Source organism: Escherichia sp. E4930 (assembly GCF_005845405.1).
In the GTDB taxonomy this organism is placed as follows: domain Bacteria; phylum Pseudomonadota; class Gammaproteobacteria; order Enterobacterales; family Enterobacteriaceae; genus Escherichia.
Window position 1 is genome coordinate 1 of record NZ_VCDZ01000015.1, and the last position, 25,842, is coordinate 25,842.

The window sequence follows — 25,842 nt, forward strand, 5'->3', positions numbered from 1 at the left end:
AGTCGGATGCGGCGTAAACGCCTTATCTGACCTACGTTTTGTGTCGTTGTAGGCCTGATAAGACGCGGCAAGCGTCGCATCAGGCAACGGCAGTCAGATGCGGCGTAAACGCCTTATCTGACCTACGTTTTGCATCGTTGTAGGCCTGATAAGACGCGGCAAGCGTCGCATCAGGCATTACAAGGGGCTGCTATTTAATAAACGTAAACGCCGTGGTCACACGCTTCACGCCGCTCACCCGGCTGGCAATATCTGCCGCTGCTTTCGCTTCACGTTCAGTCACCAGCCCCATCAGGAACACTTCACCATTTTCGGTGGTCACTTTCACGTTGGACGATTTCACCAGATCGCTGGTTAAGAGCTGCGAACGCACTTTGGTGGTGATCCACGTATCGTTAGACGCTTCGCCCAGACCAATCGGCTGGCCCTGACGAATCTCGTTATACACTTCATTCGCGCCATCTACGCCCATAGCAATCTGTTTGGCGCGAGCCGAAAGTTCAGAGTTTGGTGACTGCCCAACCAGCAGCACTTTGCCCTGATAGGCCGTTACATTAATGCGCGCTTCTTTCTTAATCTGTTCGTCTTTCGACAATGCGCTGTTCACGCGCACTTCCAGAGTACCATCGTCCACCTGGGTACCGACACTGCGTGGGTCAGTTGCGGCTTTGGTACCCACAGCAGCGGTACCCACTACGGCAGCGGCAACACAACCTTGCAACAGCAGCGCGGAAATAAGGACTGCGATTGGCGATAATGCCTTCATGTATTCTCCTTAATCATCCTGGTGAGGGAAAAGCGTGTTATCGATCAGATCGCACAGGCAATTTACCGTCAGCATATGCATTTCCTGAATGCGAGCACTACGATGCGAAGGAATGCGGATCTCCACATCCTGTGGCCCTAACAAACCTGCAAGTTCGCCGCCGTCATAGCCGGTTAATGCCACAATGGTCATATCACGCGTAACGGCAGCTTCTACCGCTTTTACAATATCGCGGCTGTTGCCACGGGTAGAAATGGCTAACAATACATCTCCCGCATGACCCAGCGCCCGCACCTGTTTTGCATACACTTCATCATGTAAGCGATCGTTGGCAATCGCCGTTAAGACAACATTATCAGTATTTAGTGCAATGGCAGGTAGGCTGGGCCGCTCCGTTTCGAAACGGTTGATCATGCTGGCAGCAAAATGCTGTGCGTTGGCAGCGGAGGTTCCATTACCACAACAGAGGATTTTGTTGCCATTGAGCAGAGACTGAACCAGCGTCATGGCTGCACGGGAGATGGCATCCGGAAGCGCCTCTGCCGCCGCAATTTGAGTTTGAATGCTTTCAGTGAAGCAAGCTTTAATTCTTTCTTGCACGCTAATCCTTAAACCTTAATTATGAGTGGCCATTAAAGGCATCCTTAATCCACTCAACCTCATTCCCGGTGAAGGCTACCACATCGAACCGGCAATCCACAGTATCAAAACTCCCATTATGACGCGCGAGCCACAAGCGGGCAGTCTGTAATAATTTGTGTTGTTTGCTGCGGGTCACACTGGCTACCGCGCCGCCGTATAGGGCAGAGCGGCGGTAGCGCACTTCGACAAAAACGGTGGTCTGGCCTTCACGCATTATCAGATCGATCTCGCCGCCACGCTCGTTCACGTTAGCGGCGATAAACCGCAGTCCTTTGCCTTCCAGCCAGCGACGCGCTTGCGCTTCCCACGCATCGCCGGTCTGTTTAGTGGTTAACTGGCGGGGACTACCTGACCTTGTTGGTACTGTAGCCATGATAACTTCCTGTTAATCACGCAATCCGGGTTAGCCGTCAGACCTCCGGTATTACCGTTGATTTCAAAACCCTGAACCTGGCGCATTTGTGAGAAATGATTTGCCAGCGACCATGCATCAACACCCATTGCATACATGCGAGCCAGCGAATAATCGTTATTCACTGCGCTTAGTGCCTGCTGCATTAACGGTAGATTACCGCCTGCCAGCATCGGGATCTCGCTGTACTGTAATCCTTCCATCTCAAGTCGGAAATCAGGGCCAGCAGAGCCTTGTGCGCTGCGGGAACTGGCGTACAGCGTTGCGCCGCTATGGCTGCCGTTACGCATGGCGATCATCGGTTTGACGAAAGCGATTTCGCCCGGCGTTGCCACAATATAGACCGCGTCGACACGACCACCGTTATTAGTGAACTGGTCATCGGTTGGTGTGGTTTGCAGCGTCGGATTGTTTGTGGTCATGCCGGAATCGGTTGTCGCTCTGGGGGTAATCGGGCTACCCGTTAAGGCGATGCCGGAGCCGCCGTTCACGCCCGCGCGTAATTCGCTGATGGAACCAAATTTTTGTTGCAGAACGGTGCCGCCACCCAATTTCTGCCACTCTTGCGCGAAGGCGTTTGCTACGCGGTCGCCAAGCGAACTGCGCGGGATCAGTACCAGCGGCGCCTGTTTCCCCTGGTCACGAATATGACGTGCCGCATCGCGTGCTTCATCTTCCGGCGATAGCGCGAAGTAACAGATATTAGCGCGGTTTTCGATATTTTCCGGCTGATTCAGCGCCAGAACGTTCAGTGGCGTGTTGCTCTTCAGCAACTCTTCAACATTATTTTTCAGCAGCGGACCGACCACAATGCTCGCGCCGTCTTGCTGAACCTGGCTTAAGATCTGGCTAAGCGGTTGTGAAGAGGTATCGTAGATTTTCAGTTCTGCGGCTGGATTCGCTGGCGTGCTTACCGCCGCAGTACTTGCCGCAGGGGCGCTTACAGGCACCGGCTGTGCTGCGGTTTCTTCACCCGTTAGATCGCTAACCGAGGCTTGTGCCGGGCTGGCAACGCCATCCACGGTTTGCGGCTGAGGTTGTTCTGTTACGTCAGCGGCAGGTGCGGCAGCTACCTGAGCCGCCACTGGCTGAGTGCCAATGTTTTTCGCCGCTTCAAAGCCTTGCTGAATTGTGCGACCAAATACCGCAGCCTGACCATTCAACGGCAGCAGCAGGGCGATTTTATTGGTTGACGCTGGTTTGAACGCTTTTACGTTTACCAACTGTGTTGGCAGCATTTTCGCGCCCGGGTTGTTCGGATAACGTTTTTGCCAGTCGGCGATCCCGGCTTTCATCATGTTGGGATCGTTACGGTTATCAAACCAGACGCGTTGCAGATCCAGCCAGCCTTGCAGGATATTTTCGTCGGCGTTAATTACCAGCGTATTCGCCTGCTGTTGGGTCATGGACGATAGCGCCTGCCAGGTAGCGTCAATATTCTGTTGCTTTTCCTTCGCGCCGAGCAGAGGTTCCTGGGCGACTAACGCACGCAGTAATTCAATGGAAGGACGTCCCTGGCTGGCATCGATTTTCGCCTGCCAGTAGCGCGCTTGCTGGTTTTGTTCTAAATCGGTCGGCGTGATTTTTGCTAACAAGGTCTGTGCGCCAGTAAAATCTTTTTGCGCCAGCTTGATTTCTACCGCCAGCAGCGTTTTCTCGCGACGCTGGGTATCGTTTAGTTCTTGCGGTAGCTGATTAAACAATTCCACCGCTTGCCCGGTTTTGCCTTCTTTCACCAGTGCACGAATGGCGAGTAATTGCCAGTTGATCCTGGTATCATCAGAGCTTTGCTGCATCTGCTGTAGATAAAAGGCAGAATCGGCCTGCGCCGTCCCCTGCATGTAGGCAGTGGACTGATCGGGGGTATGGGTGCCACAACCGGCGAAAATCAGGGCTGCCAGAACAACAGGCAGACAACGCGCGGCTTTCAAACGAGAAAATGTTGAGGGTACCATAATGTATCCAGTGATATTTTTTTTACGCAATGCTCAATATTAAATCGGCAATACGGACGACACAATGAAACAACACCAATCGGCGGATAATTCTCAAGGCCAGCTCTATATTGTACCTACGCCAATCGGTAATCTGACGGACATTACCCAGCGTGCGCTTGAGGTATTGCAGGCTGTTGATCTGATTGCTGCCGAGGATACCCGTCATACCGGTTTACTGCTGCAACATTTTGGCATAAACGCCCGGTTGTTCGCGCTTCATGACCATAATGAACAACAAAAAGCCGAAACGCTGCTGGCGAAGCTACAGGAAGGGCAAAACATTGCGCTGGTTTCCGATGCCGGGACGCCGCTGATAAACGATCCGGGCTACCATCTGGTGCGAACCTGCCGTGAAGCGGGGATTCGCATAGTGCCACTACCGGGGCCATGTGCTGCCATCACTGCGTTAAGCGCCGCGGGTTTACCATCAGATCGTTTTTGTTATGAAGGCTTCCTGCCTGCCAAATCAAAAGGCCGCCGCGATGCGTTGAAAGCCATTGAAGCGGAACCACGTACGCTGATTTTTTATGAATCGACCCACCGTCTGCTAGATAGCCTTGAAGATATCGTTGCGGTATTAGGCGAATCGCGCTACGTGGTGCTGGCACGTGAGCTCACCAAAACCTGGGAAACCATTCACGGCGCGCCCGTTGGCGAGCTGCTGGCGTGGGTAAAGGAAGATGAAAATCGCCGCAAAGGCGAAATGGTGCTGATTATCGAAGGCCATAAGGCGCAGGAAGACGACTTACCCGCAGATGCGCTGCGCACGCTGGCGCTGTTACAGGCCGAGCTTCCGCTGAAGAAAGCGGCGGCGCTGGCGGCAGAGATTCACGGCGTGAAGAAAAATGCTCTGTATAAGTATGCGCTGGAGCAACAGGGGGAGTGATTTGATTACAGGCGTCGCAGCAGGAATAGAGCTACAACGCCTGTACCAGGCGAGTTAACGACGACACATCTCATCAATCACGCATGTGAAATGGTTATGCAGCCATAAAAACGAAGCCGGGATAGCGGTGGAGACTTTAGCCGTGAGAAAACGCGCTGTTGCATCCTGCTTTCCTTCGCCAGTCACCAGTAGCAAAACTTCGCGGGCATTGAGAATATCCTTCAGTCCTAAGGTGATCCCCCGGGTTACGGGGCGACCCGCGGTTATTAACATTTCATGTTGCTGCGTTCTGGCATCAAGTTGGCTGATATGGCAGGCCGGTTGCAGGCTTTCTCCCGGCTCGTTCAGCCCCAGATGACCGTTTTTCCCCAGCCCAAGCACGCACAAATCGATACCACCTTTAAGCGCAATCAGGTTTGTCACCCGCTCACACTCCGTCTCGTTAATATCTTCAGAGCGAAAGCTGATGAGCTGGTCTTCACGTAGCCCCAGCGGCTGCACGATATGTTGCTGAAGGAAGGTTTCGCAGGTGCCGGGCAGGGTTAATGGCAGATCCACCCATTCGTCGAGCTTGACGAAGGTAAGTTGGCTGACATCAACGTGCTGCTGGTGGATTTTTTCCACCAGATAATAATACGTCAGTAATGGCGTGGCTCCGGTCGCCAGGCAGATCACGGCGTTCGGTTTACTACGAATCACACCCAATAAATATTCGCTGGCGCGTTCACTTAACGCCGTATAGTTTTCAACTTGCTGAAGGATTTGCACAGGATGAAATTCCTTAAGTAAAGAGGCTCCGTCAGGTGCGATGCTCAAACCGATGGCAAACGCAAAATTGCCTGATGCGCTACGCTTATCAGGCCTACATCGTTTCTGCAATGTATTGAATTTGCATGATTTTGTAGGCCGGATAAGGCGGTAACGCCGCATCCGGCATGAACAAAGCGATCTTTGTTAACAATCTGAGGCACCGCCAGACGCAGTGCCTCGTTTTATTTATAAAATGCCGAAGGCGGAACAAACGATGGAAAGCACAAAAGTCACGCCGATTAACAGCACCGGATGCGCTTTTTTCACCCGTAGGAAGTAATACATCAGCAGGGTATAAGCCATCGGCAAAATATTCGGGAAGACTTTATCGAAGAAATCCTGTTGCAGAGCGACGCTGTGGGTACTGTCGATAGCAAACGACGTCACCACGTTAATATGCACATATGAAGCGATCAGCCCGCCAATTACCGTGATCCCGAGGATGGTTGCCGAACGGGCGATCATCTGCGAGTTTTCTCTAACTTTATCGATAGCCTTTACGCCGACCGAATAACCAACGTGGGTCCAGCCGACGCGGAGGAAAAAGATAATCAGGTACACGGCGAAGAACAGAATCGGCCCCAGCAGGTTTCCCTGGCTGGCAAATGATGAGCAAATTCCCGCCATAATCGGCAACAAAGTGAACCAGAAAATCGCATCGCCAATTCCGGCGATTGGGCCGAACAGCGCCACTTTGAGGCCTTTAATGGTGTCGCGGTTTTCCCCTTTCTCTTCCATCGAAATTAACAATCCCATCAGGAATCCGACCAGATTCGGATGGGTATTAATAAATTCGAGGTTATCTTTCATCGCCGCGCTTAAGCCCGGTTTGTCGTCCTTATAAATCTTTTTCAGGATCGGCAACATCGCCCAAGTAAAACCGCCCGCCTGCATCCTTTCGTAGTTAAAGCTCGCTTGCAGCAGCGACGAACGAAAGCCCAGACGGGTGATATCTTTTTTACTGATTTCAGATCCCATTGCTGTAGTCCTCTTCTTCATTTTTACTGGCAACGGGCTGCGGTTGCGCTTGCTGCCGGGATTTCGCATTGAAAAACTCATACACCGCAAAGCCTGCGCCCAGCACGGCAACCGGCAACAGGTTGCTGACCTGGATGTAGCAAACAAACAGGAAACCAGCGATCAGGTAAGGGATATATTGCGCTTTGAACATCACGCGCAGCAGCAAGCCAAAACCAACGGCAGGTAGAATGCCGCCAGCCACTTCAAAGCCGTGGGTCAGCCAGGCGGGCATCGCCTTCACCAGCGCCTGCATCGCGCCCTGCGCCAGGTAAGTACAGAGGAAAGCAATCACCGCATACGCTAAAGCGACGATGAGCATCGTTGTCCAGTTAAGTCGGGAAAACGCTGCTGTATCCGCCTCTTTCGCGCATTTATCGGCTTTGGTCATAAATAATGAGAAAGCGGAATAGAAGAACAGAATGACGTACTGCATTAACAAACTAAATGGCAGGCCAAGACCAATTGCCGTTTTGGCATCAACGCCCGTAGACCATGCAATGACAGTGGTCATCAGCCCCGCCATAATCGGGTTGGGCGGCTGAACACCACCGGCAGGGGTTAATCCGGCGAAAGCCAGCTCTGTCAGACCACCGGTAATTAAGCCAGTCTGAATATCACCGAGAATAGCGCCAGTGAGGGTACAAACGATTATCGGGCGGAATAAAAATAAGGCTTCCAGCCAAAAATCAATCCCCAGAACGAAAACTAACGCCGCCAGGGATAGCCCCTGAATTAGGGTTATTTCATGCATTTTTATTACCTCAAACCAATATTAAGGCGATTTTAGATTTAGTCAGGAATTTGTTCTTTTTGATCGCCGGGGACGTCCTGGATAAAAATATTCACGCCGCGTTGTTTAATAAAATGTAAGTCCGTGAGATCTTGATAATCGACATACACTTTACTGCTGATTTGCTTTTTCCCTTCCGAGAAATGCATATTACCGACGTTGACATCTTTCAGGTCAATACCACCTTCTACCAATTTACGTACCGTTTGTGGCGTACGGCAAATCAGGAAGATTTTCTGATGCGGCGCAGCTTTTCCGATAACATTAATGGTTTTTTCGATAGTAAAGAAACGAATGCCAAAGCCGTAGGTTTCCGCGGTAATCCCCATCAATTTCTGTTGAATATCATCGTTCGCGACGACATCATCCACGACCACCAGCAGATTCGCACCGATAGTGGATGTCCAGGTCACGCCAACCTGGCCATGAACCAGACGGTTATCAATACGGGTTAAGAGAATATTTGGACTGCTCATTGTGTCATCCTCACCATAAAGTTGAATAATATAATCTTTTTAAATATATTATTGTTGCGATATTGTACTGATGTATTTATTAAGGTTTAGTTATCTCCTTTGCCGTTAAGGCACTACCCGATATTAATCGGGCAGTGCATTCTGAAAAATCGTATAAAATTAATGATTACGCGGAAATTCGATTCGCTGAACCACAGACATTAATTTTATTTCTGACAACTTCTTTCATCGCATCCATACCGACGCGCATATAATAACGAGGATCATTACCCTGCGGATTTTCCGCGAACCAGGCTTTTACCGCACCTGCGAAGGCAATTTTTAATTCCGTGGCGACATTAACTTTCGTCACACCCAGTTTAATCGTCCAGCGAACAAATTCATCAGGGACATCGCTGGCGCCATGCAGTACCAGAGGGATGTCTACCATTTCACGAATTTCCGCCAGCCGTTGGAAATCAATTTTTGGTATTTTCCTGTACAAGCCATGCGCCGTACCGATCGCTACCGCCAGGCTGTCGACGCCAGTCAGTTCGACAAAGCGTCTGGCTTCTTGTGGGTCGGTCAGGAACGCGCTTTCGGCGTCGACGCTCATGTCATCTTCAACACCGCCCAGACGGCCCAGTTCTGCTTCCACGCTGCAATCCTGCGAGTGACAGAAATCGACCACTGATTTCACCAGCTTCACGTTCTCGGCAAACGGGAAGTGGCTGCCGTCGATCATCGCACTGCGTACGCCTGCGTGGACTTTTCGGCGAATATCATCGAGTGATTCGTGGTGGTCGAGATGCAGCGCCAGCGGCATGTTGTAGGTTGTGGAATAGGCGCTACACAGAGCGTAAATCTCTTCCAGCGCAATATGTTTAAAGGTCCCCGGCGTCCCGGCGAGGATCACTGGCGATCGCATTTCGCTACATACTTCGAGGATCGCCTGGATCGTCTCGGCGTTATGAATGTTAAAGGCTGGCACCGCGTAGCCATTGGCCTGGGCGTCCTGTAACAGATATTTGGTGGAGATAATGCTCATAATGCGATCCTCTTATGCCTGCCACGGATGAATGATTACGCCTTGCACCACGCGGTTTACGGTGCCACTGGCTGATGGGGTATCCGGCGTATTGCCCATGTGCAATGACTGCATGAGTGCAAACGTCTGGGCGTACATCAGGAAGCAAAATGCCTGTTCAACGTCGATAAAGTGACGGGATGGCGGCAGGATGATATGCGGGCCAGCGGCGATAACGTCGGTGCTTTCCGCGGCGATGGCGATTACGCGCATTGCCTGGTTGTCACGGCGGAGTTCTGCCAGCAGATCAAGATCATACTGACGGGTGTAAGGGTGGCTTGAGACAAATACCACCACCAGCGTTTCGTTATCGACCAGCGATTTCGGGCCATGACGGAATCCGGTCGGGGAATCATAAAAGGCCGCCAGTTTACCCGCCGTTAGTTCCAGCACTTTCAGCGCCGACTCGCGTGCTGCGCCCTGTAAGCCACCGCTACCGAGATAAACGATCCGTTTCCACGGTGCGTAACCAAACACACCTTCGCTGAAATCGCCCAGTGAGGTCAGGATCGCCTGGCAACGATCCGCCACATCGCGGAAGCTCTGGCTGTTGATCGTCTCAGGTGCGAAAACCGCGAGGCAGCTGGCCATCATGGTGGTAATGCTGCTGGTCATCGCAAAGCCGCGATCGTGTGTTTCTGCGGGCATCAGCAGGGCAAACGCGTTGTCGCTGTTGATCGCGTTTTGGTAAAGATCGCCCGCTTCGTTGCAGGTGATCGGCAGGTGATAGCACTCGGGTACAAACTGATTCGCCAGTTCCACGGCGGCAACGCTTTCCGGGCTGTTGCCGGAACGCCCGAAGGAGATCAACAGCAGCGGATGAGCTGGGTTCAGGTAGTCCATCGGATTAGTGACCAGATCGGTGGTTGGTACGGCGCTGAAGTTTTTACCGGTATGGCTGGCGAGCCACGGCGCGATGATGTCACCGATAAATGCCGAGGTTCCGGCTCCGGTCAGGATTACCCGCAGATTCTCTTTGCGCAGTAACGGTTCAAGGAAGTTACTGAGCGCGGAACGTAACGCGTCGATGTTGGTGAGGGAACGGATCCATGCGCGAGGCTGATGACGGATCTCTTCTTCGGTCCATGTACCGGTGGTCGCGGCAGCAGGGGTGTAATTTTCTGACATAACTCAATCCTTAGTCTGATGAACTTGACTTCCGGCGTGGTAGCTTTCGCTTGCCTTTCGTTTCATTTCACTTGGTGATTTCTTTCGTTGATTAAAATCTATAGAAAAGAAACTGAAAGTTCAATGGAGAAAAAGGAAATAAAACGAAATCTGTGATCGTTGAAAGAAAAGATAAGGGAAGCAAAAGGGATTTCCGGATGCGGCGTAAACGCTTTATCCGGCCTTACGGTCACCAACTGTAGGTCGGATAAGACGCGTCAGCGTCGCATCCGACACCACTGCTCAGATCAAAACGAAAGAAAAAGAAAGGCCTTACGGGGGAAGTGAAGGCCCAATAACGGAGCAAACAATTAAAACGAAGCTAATTGACCCTGAATCCAGATTTGTTGCACATGCAGCCCGCTATCCAGCGCAACGACGCTGGCGCGTTTGCCCGGTTTAAGCGATCCCAGAACACCATCAACACCCAGCATTCGCGCCGGATGCAGCGACGCCATATGGATGGCTTCCGCAGGCGTTACGCCCGTCAACTCGACCATATTGCGCACTGCCGCATCGACAGACAGCGTACTGCCCGCCAGCCCACCGGACGCGGTACGGACAACGCCACCGTGCATCTGCACTTCTTCACCACATAACGTATAGCGACCATCCGGCATCCCGGCTGCCTGCATCGCGTCGGTGATCAGCACGATTCTCTCTTTCGCACAGCAACAACACAGCGACATCGCCGCCGGATGTACATGATGCCCATCGGCTATCAGTTCCAGCCAGGCGCGCTTGTCTGTTAATCCCGCGCCAACCATTCCCGGTTCGTGGTGATGTAAACCCGTCATCCCGTTATAGCAATGTACCAGGCCGTCTGCTCCAGCATCAAACGCAGCGCAGGTTTGTTGCCAGGTTGCTGCGCTATGTCCCAGCATCACCCGTACGTTTTGCTGTTTAAGATGGCGGATGGCCTGCAATGCCCCTTCTTTTTCCGGTGCCAGTGCCACCACGCGCAAAGTGTGCTGAGAAACGGTAATCAATTGATCCAGCTCGGTAATTTCCAGCTCGCAGAACAGATCCGGCGGATGTGCGCCTTTATTCTGCGGCGTGAAGTACGGTCCTTCGAGATAACTTCCCAGCACTTGCGCACCAGGTCCGCCGCGTTGGCAACGTTGAGCAATACGCGCCAGCGTCGCATGAATGGCATTAAGCGGCGCGGTTACGGTAGTCGGCAACCAACTGCCGACACCTTCGCGCGCTTTGTGCATTGCCAGCTTGTCGAGAGCATCCGGTGCGTCATCCATCACATCAACGCCCGCGCCGCCGTGCACATGGGTGTCGATGTAAGCGGGGCAGAGCAGTTCCGCATTGCGTTCAGTCACGCCTGGTGGAATCGGTTCGATTGCCGCGATCACACCGTCAGCAATGCGCAGCTGATGATCATCAAGCCAGCCCTCTTCAGTCAGCAGCCTTCTGGCGCGCAGAACGTGTGTCATATTCCTTCCTCGACCGGACATTCCTCATGGCAGCGGCCTAACTCGTCCACCAGACTGGTCAGCCCACGATGTCCACACTCCAGCGCCTGCACACGGAATTCTTCACCGCTTAATCCTTCGCGCTCCAGCACCATCTCCAGTAGCAGTTGTAAATTGGTCCCTGTGATCACTTCACAGCCCGGTTTTTGCATCGCCAGCGTTGAAGCCACGCGAAACGGCGTGCCGCCCAGCAAATCCGTCAGAAAAACAATGCCGTCTTCACAATCCAGTTGGGCAATGGCCTCTTCAAGCTGCGATGTAAGCAGCGCGGTGCTTGAGGTTTCGGGAAAATCGATGGCAATAAACTGCGATTGCTCGCCGAGGATTTGCTTCATTGCTTTTTCCATGCCGCTGGCAAATCCGCCATGCCCTGTCAAAATAATACTTAACATCTAATACCTCATTGTATTTAAAGGAAATGACAGAATTTACCGACGATGCCGAGAACCACGGTCACCGCAATCAGGCGCAGCGGACTCCAGCCGCGGCGTACCAGCCAGAACATGGTCAGGGTGTAGACCAGTGGTAAGAAGGCAGGCATCAGTTTGTCGATAACATCAGCCTGTAACTTAACCACTGCGTCGCCCGCCGTGATTTCCAGCGTGGTACTTAAGCGAACATAGGTTGCCACCAGCGCACCGATTACCGTCATCCCAACGATAGACGCTGCATGGCCGACTTTTTTGGTATTCGCTTTAATCAGCGGGATCGCTGCGACGCCCATTCGATACGCGTAATGCGCAAGACCAAAACGCAAACCAAGATGCACCACGTTGAACAGCACAATAAATACGACTGCGCCGAGAATAGAGCCTTGTAGCGCGAGGCTTGCACCTATCCCGCCACAAATTGGCAGTAGCGTTAGCCAGAACATCGCATCGCCAATCCCGCCGAGCGGCGCACCGACGGCAATTTTGGTGCTCTGAATACTGTTTACATCCTGCTTAGAACGCTCCATCGCAAGGATAATGCCGATAACAAACGTCACCAGAAACGGATGGGTATTGAAGAAACCCATATGCCCCTTCATGGCGCGCGCCAGGTCACGTTTATTAGTGTGGATCTTTTTCAGTGCTGGCAGCAGACCGTACAGCCAACCGGAAGCCTGCATACGTTCGTAGTTAAAAGAAGCCTGCAACAGCATGGAACGCCAGGCGACGCGGTTGATATCTTTTTTCGTCAGCTCCGCGCCAATGCTCTGATCTTCATACACGTTTTCATTGACGCCAGTCAGCAATGTTTCTTCGTTTTCACTGACGTTCGGCAGGGTGGTTTGATTAGATGCCATCTTCAAATTCCTCTTTCTGTGCCGCAGGTTGAGTCGGTTCAGGAGATTTACGCAGCAGGTCGATCAGCGCCATCGCCAGCGCGGCGGCAGCAATAGCCAGCACCGGTAACTTGAGCCAGGCTGCGGCAACAAAGCCCAGGATGAAGTAGGGGATGTAGACGTTTTTCATCATGATTTTCAGCAGCACGGCAAAACCGATTGCTGGCATGATGCCGCCCGCGACGCCGAGGCCGTCGATTAATCGTTGCGGCAGGACATCAATGATGGTTTTTGCATGTTCCGCACCGAAGTAGATAGGCAGGAAAGCGCAGAGAAAATAGAAAGTGCCGAGTGCCAGCAGTGCCAGATAGTTCACGCGTTCAATACCGCGTGTATCGGCGTTCTCTGCCATCCGGTCACAGCGGGACATTACGCCAGACATCACCGAGAACAGGAAGGTAATCCCCATCTGTACTGCGACAGCGAAAGGTACGGCGACACCGACCGCGACATCGGGTTTCACGCCAGTAGTAATGGCAAACGCCGTGCCGACGATAGTACCGATAATCACGTTAGGCGGCTGTGCGCCCGCCAGAGGGGCCAGCCCCATCCACACCAGTTCCAGCGTACCGCCGGTTAAAATACCGGTATGCAGATCGCCAAGTACCAGCCCGACCAACGGGCCGAGGACCACCGGGCGGTGCATATGGGTTAGGCCGTTAAACATATCCAGGCCAGCGATAAAGGCGATAATGCCCAACGCAAATGCCTGCAACAGACTGATTTCCATGATGAATCCCTCAAAGTAATTTAAAGAGGTCCACAGCAGGCTCTGTCGGGACGCCCTGAACGAAGCATTCCACCCCAGCGGCTTTCAGGTCGTTAAATGCTGCGATATCGCCCGCATCCACTGAAACCGTTTTGGCGATTTGCTGCTTGCCATTGGCGTAGTGCATATTGCCAACGTTAATGCGGCTAACCGGGACGCCACCTTTCACCAGCGTCAGGAAATCGGCGGGTGTTTTACAAACCAGCAGGATTTTCTGTCGATCGGCGGCGCGATGAATGTTGTCGATAACTTTTTGCAGCGTCCAGAAACGTACGGCTATCCCTTCTGCCAGTACCATTTCCATCAGGTTTTGTTGTACCGGATCTTCGGCAACCTCATCGTTGGCTACCAGCACCAGATTTGCCCCCGCAAATCCGACCCACTGAACGCCGACCTGACCGTGAATCAAGCGTTCATCAATCCGGCTTAAAACAATATTTGGCATAGCGTCTTCCTCTTTGTTTTGGTTATTGGCCTTCACAGGCTGTGTGGTACTGCGCCAGGATGTCCTGAATGTGGTTGATAATGAGTTCCCGTGGCGTCGGTTGCAGCTCGCCGGAGCGAACTTTCACGTACTGCAGCGGCAGATACTGGCTGATGAGCGGCAGCGGAATTGGTGAATCCGCCAGATTACGAACCAGATGAGCGAAAGCGTCATCAATCTGGCTGTCCGGCCAGTAATAGCGCACGCGATCCGAGTAGCTATAACCACGCGCCAGACGACGCGCGTTGCCGTCACCGTGGTAGTGGCTTTGCCAGTATTCCGGGCGGTCGAGCATCACGTTTTCCAGTACCTGACGCAGACCGGAACAGGCTTTCGCTGGCACCAGTTCTTCTTCAATCGCTGCCAGAGAGAACAGGGCTTCACGCAGGGCGAAGGTCAGCGCCGGGCCGACTTTCAGAATGGCAAAGTGGTCAATAACCAACTGACGTAACGATTGCGGCGTTTGATAATCCGTAGAGTGAGCTTCGAAAATCAGCGTTTCGTAGTTTTCGACCATTTGGCTTAAGGCGGTCGCTTTGGCGGGCTGATAATCAATAACGTTGGTGTGATCGAATTCGACGCCAGGCTGAACTACCAGCGCAATGATGCGTGGCCAGATGGCATTCAGGCCCTGCTTTTCAAAGGCGTGGCGATGGGCTTCCAGCGTGGCGCGGGCGGCATCCGGCGTGGTGACCGCCAGCTCGCTTAAGGTTTCATGCGCGCCGCCAGGCACCGGCACTTCGGTGCCAATGACATACTCCAGATCGGCCTCGCCAAAATGTTCACGGCAGGTTTCTTCCGCCACTTTCGCCAGACGAGCGGCGCGTTCGGCCACGATGCCATCGGTTAAGGGAATCGGATCGTCCTGACAAGACATGCTGCAATCAAGGTGAATTTTTTTGAATCCTGCCGCCACGTAGCTTTTAATCAAATCATCGGCATTGGCCATTGCCTGAGCGGCAGGCAGATTTTGCCAGTGGTTTGGCCCCAGATGGTCGCCACCCAGAATCAACGCGTCCTGTGGGAAATTCAGCGAGTCAGCAAGCTGGCAAACAAAGCCGCGAAAATCGGCTGGCGTCATTCCGGTATAACCGCCGAACTGGTCCACCTGATTGGACGTCGCTTCAATCAGTAGCGGCGTTTGGTTTGCACAGGCGTAGCGGATTGCAGCTTCCAGCACCAGCGGATGTGCGGAACAAACGGCATAAATCCCATTTGTTTTGCCCGCTTTGTGCTGTCTCACCATTTCTGTCAGATGTTTCACTTTCCTCTCCAGTTTAGATTGCTGCGATATTAATCTTTCGTTTTGTTTCAGTTGATACTGCTCCATGGTGAGATAAAAATAAAACGAAAGATAATGGTTTTCTGATCTGATTCACAAAAGAAACATAATGAAAGCAATTGAAACGAGAGAAGCTTGCGCCAATGGGCAAGGTGGGCTTGCATTTGCTTAATAGAAAGGCGTTAATAGGCAAAACGAAATGAAACGAAAGTTTTACGAAAGGACTTACTATGAGTAATACCGACGCTTCAGGCGAGAAGCGAGTGACAGGCACCAGTGAGCGACGAGAGCAGATCATTCAACGACTGCGCCAGCAAGGAAGTGTGCAAGTTAATGATCTATCGGCATTGTATGGTGTATCTACTGTGACGATCCGTAACGATCTGGCGTTTCTGGAAAAGCAGGGGATCGCTGTGCGGGCCTATGGGGGCGCGTTGATCTGCGATAGCACGACGCCGTCAGTCGAGCCATCAGTGGAAGATAAAAGCGCGCTCAACACGGCGATGAAACGCAGCGTTGCGAAAGCTGCCGTTGAGTTGATTCAGCCAGGTCATCGGGTGATCCTCGACTCCGGGACCACCACTTTTGAGATTGCCCGTCTGATGCGCAAGCACACTGACGTAATTGCGATGACCAACGGTATGAACGTGGCCAATGCTTTGCTGGAAGCGGAAGGCGTTGAGCTGCTGATGACCGGCGGGCATTTGCGCCGTCAATCGCAATCTTTTTACGGCGATCAGGCTGAACAATCGCTGCAAAATTACCACTTCGATATGCTGTTTCTTGGCGTAGATGCTATTGATCTGGAGCGTGGCGTCAGCACGCATAATGAAGATGAAGCCCGTTTAAACCGTCGGATGTGCGAAGTTGCGGAACGGATCATCGTAGTCACCGATTCCAGTAAGTTCAACCGCTCCAGCCTACATAAGATCATCGATACCCAGCGGATCGACATGATCATTGTCGATAAAGGCATTCCTGCAGATAGCCTGGAAGGGCTGCGAAAGGCAGGGGTTGAAGTGATTCTGGTCGGGGAGTGAGAAAGGGTGCCCGCTGGTCAACACCAATGCGTTCGGCGGGCATTGTGAACACTATCAATGCTTTTCTTCTGTCTCTCGGGTGAGGGTTTCCCAGTCGGCAGGAGGATGTCCTCTTTTTAACATTTTGCTGAATACGGTATAGGCATCTGTTTTTTTACCGTAGGAGCGCAGCGTGTTTTCATCGTTCATCCATCCCAGAATGATGACTTTCTCTTTTTCGCTGTAACGAAAGAAGAGACGATAACGACCAGCGCCAAATTTTACCCGTGACCAGTCTTTATTTTTCCCAGAGCCTAACGACTTACCATGACGGAATGCCGGTGATGATGGATTGACCGTGATATGCTCCTCAATCACTTTATGGACTACCGCCAATAACTTTGTGGCGGCTTTTCTCTGATAATTTTCAGGCTCTTTCCCCTTTAATGTCTCGACTTCGGCAACTAAAGCGTCGTAGGTTTCCTGAAAGCAGGGATGAGCATATAGCGCCCAACCATTAACCCTTTGTGGAAAATCCATTATTCGTCGTCGCCAATCTCATCATCAATGTTGACGTCCATGCCAGCGACAAGTTTCTTTCCTTGTTGAATGTTGAATGGACGAGTTTTTTGCGGGTTGTTCTGGATATCTGCATCCAGAAAACGCAAAAATGCATTCATAGTATGATCCTCCTGTTCATCTCCCAGTCGGCACATAAATACTTGCCCACCAGGCAGGATTTCGTAATGAATGCTGTCCAGGCCTGGCTTCAGTTTTAAGGCCTCACGCACTGGCGCGGGGATAGTTGTTTGTCCGCGTATCGTGACCTTTGATTCAGTGGTCAGTACAGCGTGAGAGCGAGCATTAGCGGGCATGATTCACTGTCCTTTTACAGCCTGTTTTCTGCTCAAATTATAAGCTTGAACTAAGGTAATGCAAATGCATTATTAATGGACGTGGGGACTTTAAACAATAAAAACATGGCACTAAGGCCATGTTTTGCGAGGGACGTTCCAAAAGAAATCAGGTCACCGGTGCTGGGTTAAACACCGCCAGCTGGTTATGCAGTCCCCATTGATCCGAGAAGGTTTTCTTCTTCCCGCTGGCGACGTCGAGAATAAAGTGGAACAGCTTCCAGCCCACCTCTTCAATGGTTTCTTCGCCGGTGGCGATGGTGCCTGCGTTGATATCCATTAAGTCAAACCAACGGTTTGCCAGCTCGGTGCGGGTCGCCATTTTAATGACGGGTACCGCCATCAGGCCATACGGCGTGCCGCGACCGGTCGTAAACACTTGCACGGTGATACCCGAAGCCACCTGTTGCGTGCCACAGACAAAATCGCTGGCTGGCGTCGCGGCGTAAATTAATCCGCGTTTAGTCGGGCGTTGACCAGGCGACAGCACTTCAACAATTGCGCTTTTACCCGATTTCGCAATGGAGCCGAGTGCCTTCTCTACCACGTTTGCCAGACCGCCTTTCTTGTTTCCCGGCGAAGGATTGGCGCTGCGGTCGGTTTTCCCCATATTGAGATAGTTATCGTACCACTCCATCTCTTCCAGCAGCCGTTTGCCGACCTCTTCGTTAATGGCGCGCGGTGTCAGTAGATGAATCGCGTCACGCACTTCCGTTACTTCTGAAAACATCACCGTTGCACCGCAGCGCACCAGTAAATCAGACGCATATCCAACCGCCGGGTTTGCCGTTACGCCAGAAAAGGCATCGCTGCCACCGCACTGCATGCCGACAACCAGTTCTGAAGCCGGACAGGTTTCTCGCTGCCGTTGATTCAGTTTGTGCAAATGGCGTTCGGCGACCTGCAAAATATCCTCGACCATGGACTGAAAACCGACATGCTTTTCATCCTGCAAGCTGACAATGCTGGCGCTTTCTACTGGAATAGCTTGCACATCATCCGTTCCAATCAGCAGGCGTTCAGGCTGTAACTTTTCACAGCCCAGGCCAATCACCATCACCTCGCCGCCAAAGTTAGGGTTCAGCGAAATATTGTGAATGGTACGTATTGGCACTACAGCCGCCGGAGCATTAATCGCCACGCCACAACCGTACAGGTGATTCAGCCCCACCACGCCATCGACGTTCGGGTATTTTGGCAGCAGATCGCGCTCAATGATTTTTACTACGTAATCCACCACGCCTGCCACACAGTGGACGCTGGTGGTAATGCCGAGCAGGTTTTTGGTACCCACGCTACCATCAGCATTGCGATAGCCCTCAAAGGTATAACCTTCCAGCGGCGGTAAGGGTTCCGGGACTTTGGTTGCCAGTGGTAGCGTGTGTAACGGCGGCGCTTCCGGTAGTACTACCATTGATTCGTCGATCCAGCTTCCGCGTGGGATTGCGCGCACGGCGTAACCAATCACTTCGCCATAACGAATAATTTCACCATTAGCCGGAATGTCCAGCAATGCGACTTTATGCCCCTGAGGAATATGTTCAATTAATTCCAGTCCGTCCGGAAAACGCGTTCCTGCTTTCAGGCCATTATCATTAACAATAATTGCCACATTATCTGTGTCGTGAACTTTTATATAAAACGCAGTTGGCGTTTCTTGTCTGATTTCGATGTTGGCCATTGTGCAATATTCTCCAGCCAGGGACTATTAAAATGAGGACCTGGTCTCATTTAAAAATAAATGACTTCATTGGGTGAAATAAGAATGTCAGGAGTTTAAACGCAGAAATGTGATCAATGTCAATCATTTCAGGGATTGCAGTACCGCCCGGCAAGGCAATGCGTAAATCTGTGCTTTAGCGCGCAACCTTATGTGCATATGCTCAAAATAATATTTAAATCGTATTAATTAAATTAGCATTTGCACAATGATTATTATTCTCGCGCTGCTTATACTGATTCCCGAGTTCATTGTCATTACGGCATAAATGAAACTCATAAATAACATCTTCCCCATAATAATAAAAATCAGCATAAGTACCCGAGGTAAATAAAATGATTCTGGACACCGTTGACGAAAAAAAGAAAGGCGTGCATACCCGCTATTTAATATTACTGATTATTTTTATTGTTACCGCCGTTAACTACGCCGATCGTGCAACGCTGTCTATTGCTGGTACCGAAGTGGCAAAAGAGTTGCAGTTAAGTGCGGTTTCGATGGGTTACATCTTCTCCGCTTTTGGCTGGGCCTACCTGCTGATGCAAATCCCCGGCGGCTGGCTGCTTGATAAGTTTGGCTCGAAGAAAGTTTACACTTACAGCCTCTTTTTCTGGTCGCTGTTCACCTTCCTGCAAGGCTTTGTTGATATGTTCCCGCTGGCCTGGGCAGGGATCTCCATGTTCTTTATGCGCTTTATGCTGGGGTTTTCGGAAGCGCCGTCATTCCCGGCGAACGCCCGTATTGTCGCGGCCTGGTTCCCGACGAAAGAACGTGGTACTGCCTCCGCCATCTTTAACTCGGCGCAATATTTCTCGCTGGCGCTCTTCTCACCGCTGCTTGGCTGGCTGACTTTTGCCTGGGGCTGGGAGCACGTCTTTACCGTTATGGGAGTGATTGGTTTTGTGCTGACGGCGCTGTGGATCAAGTTGATTCATAACCCGACAGATCACCCACGTATGTCTGCGGAAGAGTTGAAGTTTATCTCTGAAAATGGCGCGGTGGTTGATATGGACCATAAAAAGCCGGGCAGTGCAGTGGCAAGCGGTCCCAAACTGCATTACATCAAGCAATTGCTCTCCAGTCGCATGATGCTGGGTGTATTTTTCGGACAATATTTTATCAACACCATCACCTGGTTCTTCCTTACCTGGTTCCCGATTTATCTGGTGCAGGAAAAAGGTATGTCGATTCTGAAGGTAGGCCTGGTCGCCTCGATTCCGGCACTGTGTGGTTTTGCTGGAGGCGTGCTCGGTGGTGTCTTCTCGGATTATCTGATCAAACGCGGTTTGTCACTGACCCTGGCTCGTAAGCTACCGATTGTACTGGGAATGTTGCTGGCTTCCACCATCATCTTATGTAACTACACCAACAACACCACGCTGGTGGTCATGCTGATGGCGCTGGCCTTCTTTGGCAAAGGATTTGGTGCGCTGGGCTGGCCAGTGATTTCTGACACCGCGCCGAAAGAGATTGTTGGTCTCTGCGGCGGTGTCTTTAACGTCTTTGGCAATGTTGCCTCCATTGTCACTCCACTGGTGATTGGCTACCTGGTAAGTGAACTGCACTCCTTCAATGCAGCACTGGTTTTCGTGGGATGTTCGGCGCTGATGGCGATGGTCTGCTACCTCTTCGTGGTTGGCGACATTAAACGTATGGAATTGCAGAAATAAGCAAAGGTATAAGCGATGAATAACGATATTTTTCCCAATAAATTCAAAGCCGCACTGGCTGCTAAACAGGTACAAATTGGTTGCTGGTCAGCGCTCTCTAACCCGATTAGCACTGAAGTTCTTGGTTTGGCTGGCTTTGACTGGCTGGTGTTGGATGGCGAACATGCGCCAAACGATATCTCCACATTTATTCCCCAACTGATGGCCCTGAAAGGTAGCCCCAGCGCGCCAGTGGTGCGGGTGCCGACCAACGAACCGGTAATTATTAAGCGTCTTCTGGATATCGGTTTCTATAACTTCCTGATTCCATTTGTCGAAACAGAAGAGGAAGCGGTACAAGCTGTGGCATCTACTCGTTATCCACCAGAAGGTATTCGCGGCGTCTCCGTTTCTCACCGCGCCAATATGTTTGGCACCGTGGCGGATTATTTCGCACAGTCGAACAAGAACATCACCATTCTGGTCCAGATTGAAAGTCAGCAAGGCGTAGATAACGTCGATGCTATCGCCGCTACCGAAGGTGTAGACGGCATCTTCGTCGGTCCCAGCGATCTGGCTGCGGCATTAGGCCATCTCGGCAATGCATCACACCCAGATGTACAAAAAGCGATTCAACATATTTTTAACCGTGCCAGAGCGCACGGCAAACCCAGCGGTATCCTCGCACCGGTCGAAGCCGATGCGCGTCGTTATCTGGAATGGGGCGCGACGTTTGTGGCTGTTGGTAGCGATCTCGGCGTGTTCCGCTCTGCCACCCAGAAACTGGCAGATACCTTTAAAAAATAACCACCACCGCAACAAGAGAGATGATTGATATGACTATGAAAGTTGGTTTTATTGGCCTGGGTATTATGGGTAAACCAATGAGTAAAAACCTTCTGAAAGCAGGTTACTCGCTGGTGGTTTCTGACCGTAACCCTGAAGTTATCGCAGAAGTGATTGCTGCAGGTGCAGAAACAGCTTCTACGGCTAAAGCGATCGCTGAACAGTGCGACGTCATCATTACCATGCTGCCAAACTCTCCTCATGTGAAAGAAGTGGCGCTGGGTGAAAATGGCATTATTGAAGGCGCGAAACCCGGCACGGTATTGATCGACATGAGTTCTATCGCACCGTTGGCAAGCCGTGAAATCAGCGAAGCGCTGAAAGCGAAAGGCATTGATATGCTGGATGCTCCGGTTAGCGGTGGTGAGCCGAAAGCGATTGATGGCACTCTGTCAGTGATGGTGGGTGGCGATAAGGCTATTTTCGACAAATACTATGACTTAATGAAAGCGATGGCGGGGTCCGTGGTACATACCGGGGAAATCGGCGCAGGCAACGTCACCAAACTGGCCAACCAGGTCATTGTGGCGCTGAATATTGCCGCGATGTCAGAAGCGTTGACGCTGGCAACCAAAGCAGGCGTTAACCCGGATCTGGTTTATCAGGCAATTCGTGGTGGACTGGCGGGCAGTACCGTGCTGGATGCGAAGGCGCCAATGGTGATGGACCGTAACTTCAAGCCAGGTTTCCGTATTGATCTGCATATTAAGGATCTGGCGAATGCGCTGGATACCTCCCACGGCGTTGGCGCGCAACTGCCGCTGACGGCTGCGGTTATGGAGATGATGCAAGCGCTGCGTGCCGATGGTCTGGGAACAGCAGACCATAGCGCCCTGGCGTGCTACTACGAAAAACTGGCGAAAGTCGAAGTTACTCGCTAATGACGTCGTGCCCGGATGGCTTATTGCTATCCGGGCCTGGAATCCAGGCCGAATAAGAGAAACGCCCCCCGGCGTCATGTGGTAACAGGCAAAGGTATGAAAATCGTAATCGCCCCAGACTCTTATAAAGAAAGTTTATCAGCCAGCGAGGTTGCGCAGGCGATAGAAAAAGGATTTCGGGAAATTTTTCCTGATGCACAGTACGTTTCTGTTCCTGTTGCCGACGGTGGCGAAGGAACGGTGGAAGCGATGATTGCTGCCACCCAGGGGGCTGAACGTCACGCCTGGGTTACAGGGCCGCTGGGCGAGAAAGTGAATGCCAGTTGGGGGATCTCCGGCGACGGCAAAACCGCGTTTATCGAAATGGCGGCGGCCAGTGGGCTGGCGCTGGTGCCATCGGAAAAGCGTGATCCGCTGGTAACCACTTCACGCGGCACAGGGGAGTTAATCCTGCAGGCGCTGGAGAGCGGTGCAACAAGTATCATTATCGGCATTGGCGGCAGCGCCACCAACGATGGCGGTGCAGGGATGATGCAGGCGCTGGGAGCGAAGTTAAGCGATGCCAATGGCAATGAAATCGGCTTTGGCGGCGGCAGTCTTAATACTCTGAATACCATTGATATCAGTGGCCTCGATCCACGTTTAAAGAATTGTACGATTCGCGTCGCCTGTGATGTCACCAATCCGCTGGTGGGCGACAGTGGCGCTTCGCGGATCTTTGGCCCGCAAAAAGGGGCGAATGAAGCCACGATTGTCGAACTGGACAAGAATCTCTCTCACTATGCTGATGTCATCAAAAAATCGCTGCATGTTGATGTGAAAGACGTCCCCGGTGCAGGTGCGGCGGGCGGAATGGGCGCGGCGTTGATGGCTTTTCTTGGCGCAGAGCTAAAGAGCGGTATTGAGATTGTGACTACGGCGCTCAATCTGGAAGAACATATTCATGATTGCACGCTGGTTATCACAGGAGAAGGGCGCATTGATAGCCAGAGCATCCATGGCAAAGTACCGATTGGGGTGGCTAATGTGGCGAAGAAATACAATAAACCGGTAATTGGCATTGCGGGTAGTCTTACGAAGGATGTTGGCGTTGTGCACCAGCATGGTATCGATGCTGTATTCAGCGTGTTAAACAGTATTGTTACGCTGGATGAAGCTTTCAGCGGGGCTTATGACAATATTTACCGAGCTTCGCGCAATATTGCTGCAACACTGGCGATTGGAATGCGCAACGCGGGGTGACAAGGGCGTGTAAACCCTCTATACTGCGCGCCGAAGCTGACCAGACAGTCGCCGCTTCGTCGTCGTCCTCTTCGGGGGAGACGGGCGGAGGGGAGGAAAGTCCGGGCTCCATAGGGCAGGGTGCCAGGTAACGCCTGGGGGGGAAACCCACGACCAGTGCAACAGAGAGCAAACCGCCGATGGCCCACGCGAGTGGGATCAGGTAAGGGTGAAAGGGTGCGGTAAGAGCGCACCGCGCGGCTGGTAACAGTCCGTGGCACGGTAAACTCCACCCGGAGCAAGGCCAAATAGGGGTTCATAAGGTACGGCCCGTACTGAACCCGGGTAGGCTGCTTGAGCCAGTGAGCGATTGCTGGCCTAGATGAATGACTGTCCACGACAGAACCCGGCTTATCGGTCAGTTTCACCTCTTCAACGAAAACCCGCCAGTGCAAACTGGCGGGTTTTTGCTTTTGCGCGGCAGTAAGATGAATGACTGTCCACGACGCTATACCCAAAAGAAAGCGGCTTATCGATCAGTTTCTTTTTTTCAGTATAAATACTCTTTTTTCGTCACCCTTGTTGTCTCCCGAGATTACTTACCTTCAAATATGAATTATTAGTTTTGTGATCATCAACACAAAATGCTATCCGTGCATTATGAGGGCAGCAGAAATCATGGAAAACGATTGCATTCACAAAATGACGTCCTGCTATGATGGTAAAAGTTGACGTTAATCAATTGTTCGAGATGATCAATATCTGTATTCGACTTTTTAAAATATTGATAAAATAGATGTTTTGTGACCAACAAATTCCGCGAAAAAATGTGACGCGGCGCATTATTTACCTGTAAATATGATTTGTTTATAATAAAATTTGATAACTTGCTCATTAAATTTAACTTAAAATTCGACTGAGAAATACACGATATTTGCTTGAAATATCGTCGCAGGGAATTTTTTAATAAGTTATATAAAGCGTGTTGTTATCGCCATAAAATATGGTTATCCCCCCCTTTGTTTTTTGATAAAAGTCAGGCTTTACGCGGATTTTATTATGTTAACTTATTGATATTAAAGGTTTATATTGATTTAAGTAGATACTTGGAAAGCAATTGAAAGTTAATTTGTGAGTGGTCGCACATATCCTATTCATTCCATTTTGATACACTTCATGTCGTCAATGAGGTAATTAATGCAGGCCGATATGAGCACTATTCTTCTTCCTAAAACGCAGCACCTGGTAGTCTTTCAGGAAGTCATCAGAAGTGGCTCTATTGGCTCGGCTGCAAAAGAATTAGGTTTAACTCAACCTGCTGTAAGTAAAATCATTAACGATATTGAAGATTATTTTGGCGTGGAATTAGTGGTACGGAAAAATACCGGTGTAACGCTGACGCCAGCCGGTCAATTGTTGCTCTCACGTTCCGAATCCATTACCCGCGAAATGAAAAATATGGTTAATGAGATAAGCGGTATGTCCTCTGAAGCCGTGGTGGAAGTCTCATTTGGTTTTCCTTCGCTAATTGGCTTTACCTTTATGTCCGGGATGATCAACAAATTCAAAGAGGTGTTCCCGAGAGCGCAAGTCTCAATGTATGAAGCACAGTTGTCCTCGTTCTTACCTGCTATCCGCGACGGACGCCTCGATTTTGCGATTGGTACATTAAGTGCAGAGATGAAGCTTCAGGATTTGCATGTTGAGCCGCTGTTCGAGTCCGAGTTTGTGCTGGTGGCCAGCAAGTCCCGAACATGCACCGGCACTACCACGCTGGAGTCGTTGAAAAACGAACAGTGGGTGTTGCCGCAAACTAATATGGGATACTACAGCGAACTTCTCACCACGTTACAAAGAAATGGCATCAGTATTGAAAACATCGTTAAAACCGACTCAGTCGTGACAATTTATAATCTTGTTCTCAATGCTGATTTCTTAACCGTGATTCCTTGTGATATGACTTCACCTTTTGGTTCTAATCAATTTATTACTATTCCGGTTGAAGAAACGTTGCCCGTGGCGCGATATGCCGCGGTATGGTCAAAAAATTATCGTATTAAAAAAGCAGCATCGGTTTTGGTTGAACTAGCCAAAGAGTATTCATCTTATAATGGGTGTAGACGAAGACAATTAATAGAAGCTGATTAGTTATTTGTTTTTCTCAAACATAAATAATCCACCTGTCTTTTTTCGGGTGTCGGTTACGGTTACCTA

General features: G+C 51.1%; 27 protein-coding genes and 1 other RNA gene. 8 read left to right on the top strand and 20 right to left on the bottom strand.

Annotated elements, in window-relative coordinates; all coding sequences use genetic code 11:
• Nucleotides 1-190: 190 nt before the first annotated feature.
• Genes dolP through lpoA form a run of 4 tightly spaced genes read right to left on the bottom strand, consistent with a single transcriptional unit; the run spans nt 191 to nt 3,775 of the window.
• Entirely contained in the window at nt 191-766 is a 576-nt protein-coding gene (gene dolP / locus FFT88_RS16250) for a division/outer membrane stress-associated lipid-binding lipoprotein (RefSeq protein ID WP_000646037.1), read from the bottom strand.
• 9 nt (nt 767-775) lie between these two features.
• Nucleotides 776-1,366: a DnaA initiator-associating protein DiaA gene (diaA, locus tag FFT88_RS16255; protein WP_001158034.1), complete on the bottom strand. Its 591-nt coding sequence runs from the start codon at nt 1,364-1,366 to the stop codon at nt 776-778.
• Between the two features lie 19 nt (nt 1,367-1,385).
• Nucleotides 1,386-1,781: a YraN family protein gene (locus tag FFT88_RS16260; protein WP_135403901.1), complete on the bottom strand. Its 396-nt coding sequence runs from the start codon at nt 1,779-1,781 to the stop codon at nt 1,386-1,388.
• On the bottom strand, nt 1,739-3,775 hold the full coding sequence (lpoA, locus tag FFT88_RS16265) for a penicillin-binding protein activator LpoA (RefSeq protein WP_135403902.1): 2,037 nt from the start codon (nt 3,773-3,775) through the stop codon (nt 1,739-1,741). Before lpoA ends, FFT88_RS16260 begins: the two co-directional genes overlap by 43 nt.
• 64 nt (nt 3,776-3,839) lie before the next feature.
• Here lpoA and rsmI point away from each other — a divergent pair, with 64 nt between their 5' ends.
• Nucleotides 3,840-4,703, top strand: coding sequence for a 16S rRNA (cytidine(1402)-2'-O)-methyltransferase (rsmI, locus tag FFT88_RS16270; protein WP_135403903.1), 864 nt, complete (start codon nt 3,840-3,842; stop codon nt 4,701-4,703).
• 54 nt (nt 4,704-4,757) lie between these two features.
• Here rsmI and FFT88_RS16275 read toward each other — a convergent pair whose 3' ends face one another.
• The 12 genes from FFT88_RS16275 to kbaZ form a co-directional block, all read right to left on the bottom strand.
• On the bottom strand, nt 4,758-5,525 hold the full coding sequence (locus FFT88_RS16275; RefSeq protein WP_130219255.1) for a galactosamine-6-phosphate isomerase: 768 nt from the start codon (nt 5,523-5,525) through the stop codon (nt 4,758-4,760).
• Between the two features lie 174 nt (nt 5,526-5,699).
• Nucleotides 5,700-6,491 (bottom strand): PTS galactosamine transporter subunit IID, encoded by a 792-nt coding sequence (gene agaD, locus FFT88_RS16280; RefSeq protein ID WP_130204630.1) that lies wholly within the window; start codon nt 6,489-6,491, stop codon nt 5,700-5,702.
• On the bottom strand, nt 6,481-7,284 hold the full coding sequence (agaC, locus tag FFT88_RS16285; protein ID WP_130204632.1) for a PTS galactosamine transporter subunit IIC: 804 nt from the start codon (nt 7,282-7,284) through the stop codon (nt 6,481-6,483). The genes agaD and agaC overlap by 11 nt, the downstream gene beginning before the upstream one ends.
• A 38-nt stretch (nt 7,285-7,322) precedes the next feature.
• Entirely contained in the window at nt 7,323-7,799 is a 477-nt protein-coding gene (gene agaB / locus FFT88_RS16290; protein ID WP_135403904.1) for a PTS galactosamine transporter subunit IIB, read from the bottom strand.
• Nucleotides 7,800-7,965: 166 nt separating this feature from the next.
• Nucleotides 7,966-8,826, bottom strand: a complete 861-nt coding sequence (kbaY, locus tag FFT88_RS16295) for a tagatose-bisphosphate aldolase subunit KbaY (protein ID WP_135403905.1) — start codon at nt 8,824-8,826, stop codon at nt 7,966-7,968.
• A gap of 12 nt (nt 8,827-8,838) precedes the next feature.
• Nucleotides 8,839-9,993, bottom strand: a complete 1,155-nt coding sequence (locus tag FFT88_RS16300) for an AgaS family sugar isomerase (protein WP_135403906.1) — start codon at nt 9,991-9,993, stop codon at nt 8,839-8,841.
• Between the two features lie 350 nt (nt 9,994-10,343).
• On the bottom strand, nt 10,344-11,477 hold the full coding sequence (gene nagA / locus FFT88_RS16305; protein ID WP_135403907.1) for an N-acetylglucosamine-6-phosphate deacetylase: 1,134 nt from the start codon (nt 11,475-11,477) through the stop codon (nt 10,344-10,346).
• On the bottom strand, nt 11,474-11,908 hold the full coding sequence (agaF, locus tag FFT88_RS16310; protein WP_000948824.1) for a PTS galactosamine/N-acetylgalactosamine transporter subunit IIA: 435 nt from the start codon (nt 11,906-11,908) through the stop codon (nt 11,474-11,476). The genes nagA and agaF overlap by 4 nt, the downstream gene beginning before the upstream one ends.
• A 17-nt stretch (nt 11,909-11,925) precedes the next feature.
• Nucleotides 11,926-12,804: a PTS N-acetylgalactosamine transporter subunit IID gene (agaE, locus tag FFT88_RS16315; RefSeq protein ID WP_001295548.1), complete on the bottom strand. Its 879-nt coding sequence runs from the start codon at nt 12,802-12,804 to the stop codon at nt 11,926-11,928.
• The gene (agaW, locus tag FFT88_RS16320) at nt 12,794-13,573 is read right to left on the bottom strand and encodes a PTS N-acetylgalactosamine transporter subunit IIC (RefSeq protein ID WP_000406214.1); all 780 of its coding nucleotides are present in this window, start codon (nt 13,571-13,573) and stop codon (nt 12,794-12,796) included. Before agaW ends, agaE begins: the two co-directional genes overlap by 11 nt.
• Nucleotides 13,574-13,583: 10 nt before the next feature.
• On the bottom strand, nt 13,584-14,057 hold the full coding sequence (agaV, locus tag FFT88_RS16325; protein WP_001352914.1) for a PTS N-acetylgalactosamine transporter subunit IIB: 474 nt from the start codon (nt 14,055-14,057) through the stop codon (nt 13,584-13,586).
• A gap of 22 nt (nt 14,058-14,079) precedes the next feature.
• On the bottom strand, nt 14,080-15,360 hold the full coding sequence (gene kbaZ / locus FFT88_RS16330) for a tagatose-bisphosphate aldolase subunit KbaZ (protein ID WP_135403908.1): 1,281 nt from the start codon (nt 15,358-15,360) through the stop codon (nt 14,080-14,082).
• Between the two features lie 248 nt (nt 15,361-15,608).
• On the opposite strand from kbaZ, the gene agaR reads away from it, so the two are divergent.
• Nucleotides 15,609-16,418 (top strand): aga operon transcriptional regulator AgaR, encoded by an 810-nt coding sequence (gene agaR, locus FFT88_RS16335; RefSeq protein WP_130259086.1) that lies wholly within the window; start codon nt 15,609-15,611, stop codon nt 16,416-16,418.
• Between the two features lie 54 nt (nt 16,419-16,472).
• Here the strand turns inward: agaR and yhaV are convergent, their stop codons facing one another.
• The 3 genes from yhaV to garD form a co-directional block, all read right to left on the bottom strand.
• Complete coding sequence (gene yhaV / locus FFT88_RS16340) at nt 16,473-16,937, bottom strand: type II toxin-antitoxin system ribonuclease toxin YhaV (protein WP_135403909.1); 465 nt, start codon at nt 16,935-16,937, stop codon at nt 16,473-16,475.
• Nucleotides 16,937-17,272 (bottom strand): type II toxin-antitoxin system antitoxin PrlF, encoded by a 336-nt coding sequence (gene prlF, locus FFT88_RS16345; RefSeq protein WP_001308975.1) that lies wholly within the window; start codon nt 17,270-17,272, stop codon nt 16,937-16,939. Before prlF ends, yhaV begins: the two co-directional genes overlap by 1 nt.
• 148 nt (nt 17,273-17,420) lie before the next feature.
• Entirely contained in the window at nt 17,421-18,992 is a 1,572-nt protein-coding gene (gene garD / locus FFT88_RS16350; protein WP_135403910.1) for a galactarate dehydratase, read from the bottom strand.
• 374 nt (nt 18,993-19,366) lie between these two features.
• On the opposite strand from garD, the gene garP reads away from it, so the two are divergent.
• From garP to rnpB, 5 genes are all read left to right on the top strand, one after another.
• Entirely contained in the window at nt 19,367-20,701 is a 1,335-nt protein-coding gene (gene garP / locus FFT88_RS16355) for a galactarate/glucarate/glycerate transporter GarP (protein ID WP_064529564.1), read from the top strand.
• 15 nt (nt 20,702-20,716) lie between these two features.
• Complete coding sequence (gene garL / locus FFT88_RS16360) at nt 20,717-21,487, top strand: 2-dehydro-3-deoxyglucarate aldolase (RefSeq protein ID WP_130204646.1); 771 nt, start codon at nt 20,717-20,719, stop codon at nt 21,485-21,487.
• 29 nt (nt 21,488-21,516) lie between these two features.
• Entirely contained in the window at nt 21,517-22,407 is an 891-nt protein-coding gene (gene garR, locus FFT88_RS16365) for a 2-hydroxy-3-oxopropionate reductase (RefSeq protein ID WP_130260155.1), read from the top strand.
• Nucleotides 22,408-22,503: 96 nt separating this feature from the next.
• On the top strand, nt 22,504-23,649 hold the full coding sequence (garK, locus tag FFT88_RS16370; RefSeq protein ID WP_130204650.1) for a glycerate 2-kinase: 1,146 nt from the start codon (nt 22,504-22,506) through the stop codon (nt 23,647-23,649).
• 32 nt (nt 23,650-23,681) lie between these two features.
• An RNA gene (gene rnpB, locus FFT88_RS16375) (RNase P RNA component class A) lies at nt 23,682-24,058 on the top strand.
• 246 nt (nt 24,059-24,304) lie between these two features.
• On the opposite strand, the gene tdcR is transcribed toward rnpB, so the two are convergent.
• Nucleotides 24,305-24,523 carry a transcriptional activator TdcR gene (gene tdcR / locus FFT88_RS16380; protein ID WP_217355970.1) on the bottom strand — a complete coding sequence of 73 codons (219 nt, stop codon included), beginning with the start codon at nt 24,521-24,523 and terminating at the stop codon, nt 24,305-24,307.
• A 314-nt stretch (nt 24,524-24,837) separates the two neighbouring features.
• Between tdcR and tdcA the strand changes: the two genes are divergently transcribed.
• Nucleotides 24,838-25,776: a transcriptional regulator TdcA gene (gene tdcA, locus FFT88_RS16385; protein ID WP_130210820.1), complete on the top strand. Its 939-nt coding sequence runs from the start codon at nt 24,838-24,840 to the stop codon at nt 25,774-25,776.
• The last annotated feature ends 66 nt before the right edge of the window (nt 25,777-25,842 follow it).

What these genes read in the sequence shown, in the direction of transcription:
- dolP (WP_000646037.1), bottom strand. Translation starts at nt 766, where the DNA reads ATGAAGGCATTATCGCCAATCGCAGTCCTTATTTCCGCGCTGCTGTTG.
- FFT88_RS16260 (WP_135403901.1), bottom strand. Translation starts at nt 1,781, where the DNA reads ATGGCTACAGTACCAACAAGGTCAGGTAGTCCCCGCCAGTTAACCACT.
- lpoA (WP_135403902.1), bottom strand. Translation starts at nt 3,775, where the DNA reads ATGGTACCCTCAACATTTTCTCGTTTGAAAGCCGCGCGTTGTCTGCCT.
- rsmI (WP_135403903.1), top strand. Translation starts at nt 3,840, where the DNA reads ATGAAACAACACCAATCGGCGGATAATTCTCAAGGCCAGCTCTATATT.
- agaD (WP_130204630.1), bottom strand. Translation starts at nt 6,491, where the DNA reads ATGGGATCTGAAATCAGTAAAAAAGATATCACCCGTCTGGGCTTTCGT.
- agaC (WP_130204632.1), bottom strand. Translation starts at nt 7,284, where the DNA reads ATGCATGAAATAACCCTAATTCAGGGGCTATCCCTGGCGGCGTTAGTT.
- agaB (WP_135403904.1), bottom strand. Translation starts at nt 7,799, where the DNA reads ATGAGCAGTCCAAATATTCTCTTAACCCGTATTGATAACCGTCTGGTT.
- kbaY (WP_135403905.1), bottom strand. Translation starts at nt 8,826, where the DNA reads ATGAGCATTATCTCCACCAAATATCTGTTACAGGACGCCCAGGCCAAT.
- FFT88_RS16300 (WP_135403906.1), bottom strand. Translation starts at nt 9,993, where the DNA reads ATGTCAGAAAATTACACCCCTGCTGCCGCGACCACCGGTACATGGACC.
- nagA (WP_135403907.1), bottom strand. Translation starts at nt 11,477, where the DNA reads ATGACACACGTTCTGCGCGCCAGAAGGCTGCTGACTGAAGAGGGCTGG.
- agaF (WP_000948824.1), bottom strand. Translation starts at nt 11,908, where the DNA reads ATGTTAAGTATTATTTTGACAGGGCATGGCGGATTTGCCAGCGGCATG.
- agaE (WP_001295548.1), bottom strand. Translation starts at nt 12,804, where the DNA reads ATGGCATCTAATCAAACCACCCTGCCGAACGTCAGTGAAAACGAAGAA.
- agaW (WP_000406214.1), bottom strand. Translation starts at nt 13,573, where the DNA reads ATGGAAATCAGTCTGTTGCAGGCATTTGCGTTGGGCATTATCGCCTTT.
- agaV (WP_001352914.1), bottom strand. Translation starts at nt 14,057, where the DNA reads ATGCCAAATATTGTTTTAAGCCGGATTGATGAACGCTTGATTCACGGT.
- agaR (WP_130259086.1), top strand. Translation starts at nt 15,609, where the DNA reads ATGAGTAATACCGACGCTTCAGGCGAGAAGCGAGTGACAGGCACCAGT.
- yhaV (WP_135403909.1), bottom strand. Translation starts at nt 16,937, where the DNA reads ATGGATTTTCCACAAAGGGTTAATGGTTGGGCGCTATATGCTCATCCC.
- prlF (WP_001308975.1), bottom strand. Translation starts at nt 17,272, where the DNA reads ATGCCCGCTAATGCTCGCTCTCACGCTGTACTGACCACTGAATCAAAG.
- garD (WP_135403910.1), bottom strand. Translation starts at nt 18,992, where the DNA reads ATGGCCAACATCGAAATCAGACAAGAAACGCCAACTGCGTTTTATATA.
- garP (WP_064529564.1), top strand. Translation starts at nt 19,367, where the DNA reads ATGATTCTGGACACCGTTGACGAAAAAAAGAAAGGCGTGCATACCCGC.
- garL (WP_130204646.1), top strand. Translation starts at nt 20,717, where the DNA reads ATGAATAACGATATTTTTCCCAATAAATTCAAAGCCGCACTGGCTGCT.
- garR (WP_130260155.1), top strand. Translation starts at nt 21,517, where the DNA reads ATGACTATGAAAGTTGGTTTTATTGGCCTGGGTATTATGGGTAAACCA.
- garK (WP_130204650.1), top strand. Translation starts at nt 22,504, where the DNA reads ATGAAAATCGTAATCGCCCCAGACTCTTATAAAGAAAGTTTATCAGCC.
- tdcR (WP_217355970.1), bottom strand. Translation starts at nt 24,523, where the DNA reads ATGAGCAAGTTATCAAATTTTATTATAAACAAATCATATTTACAGGTA.
- tdcA (WP_130210820.1), top strand. Translation starts at nt 24,838, where the DNA reads ATGAGCACTATTCTTCTTCCTAAAACGCAGCACCTGGTAGTCTTTCAG.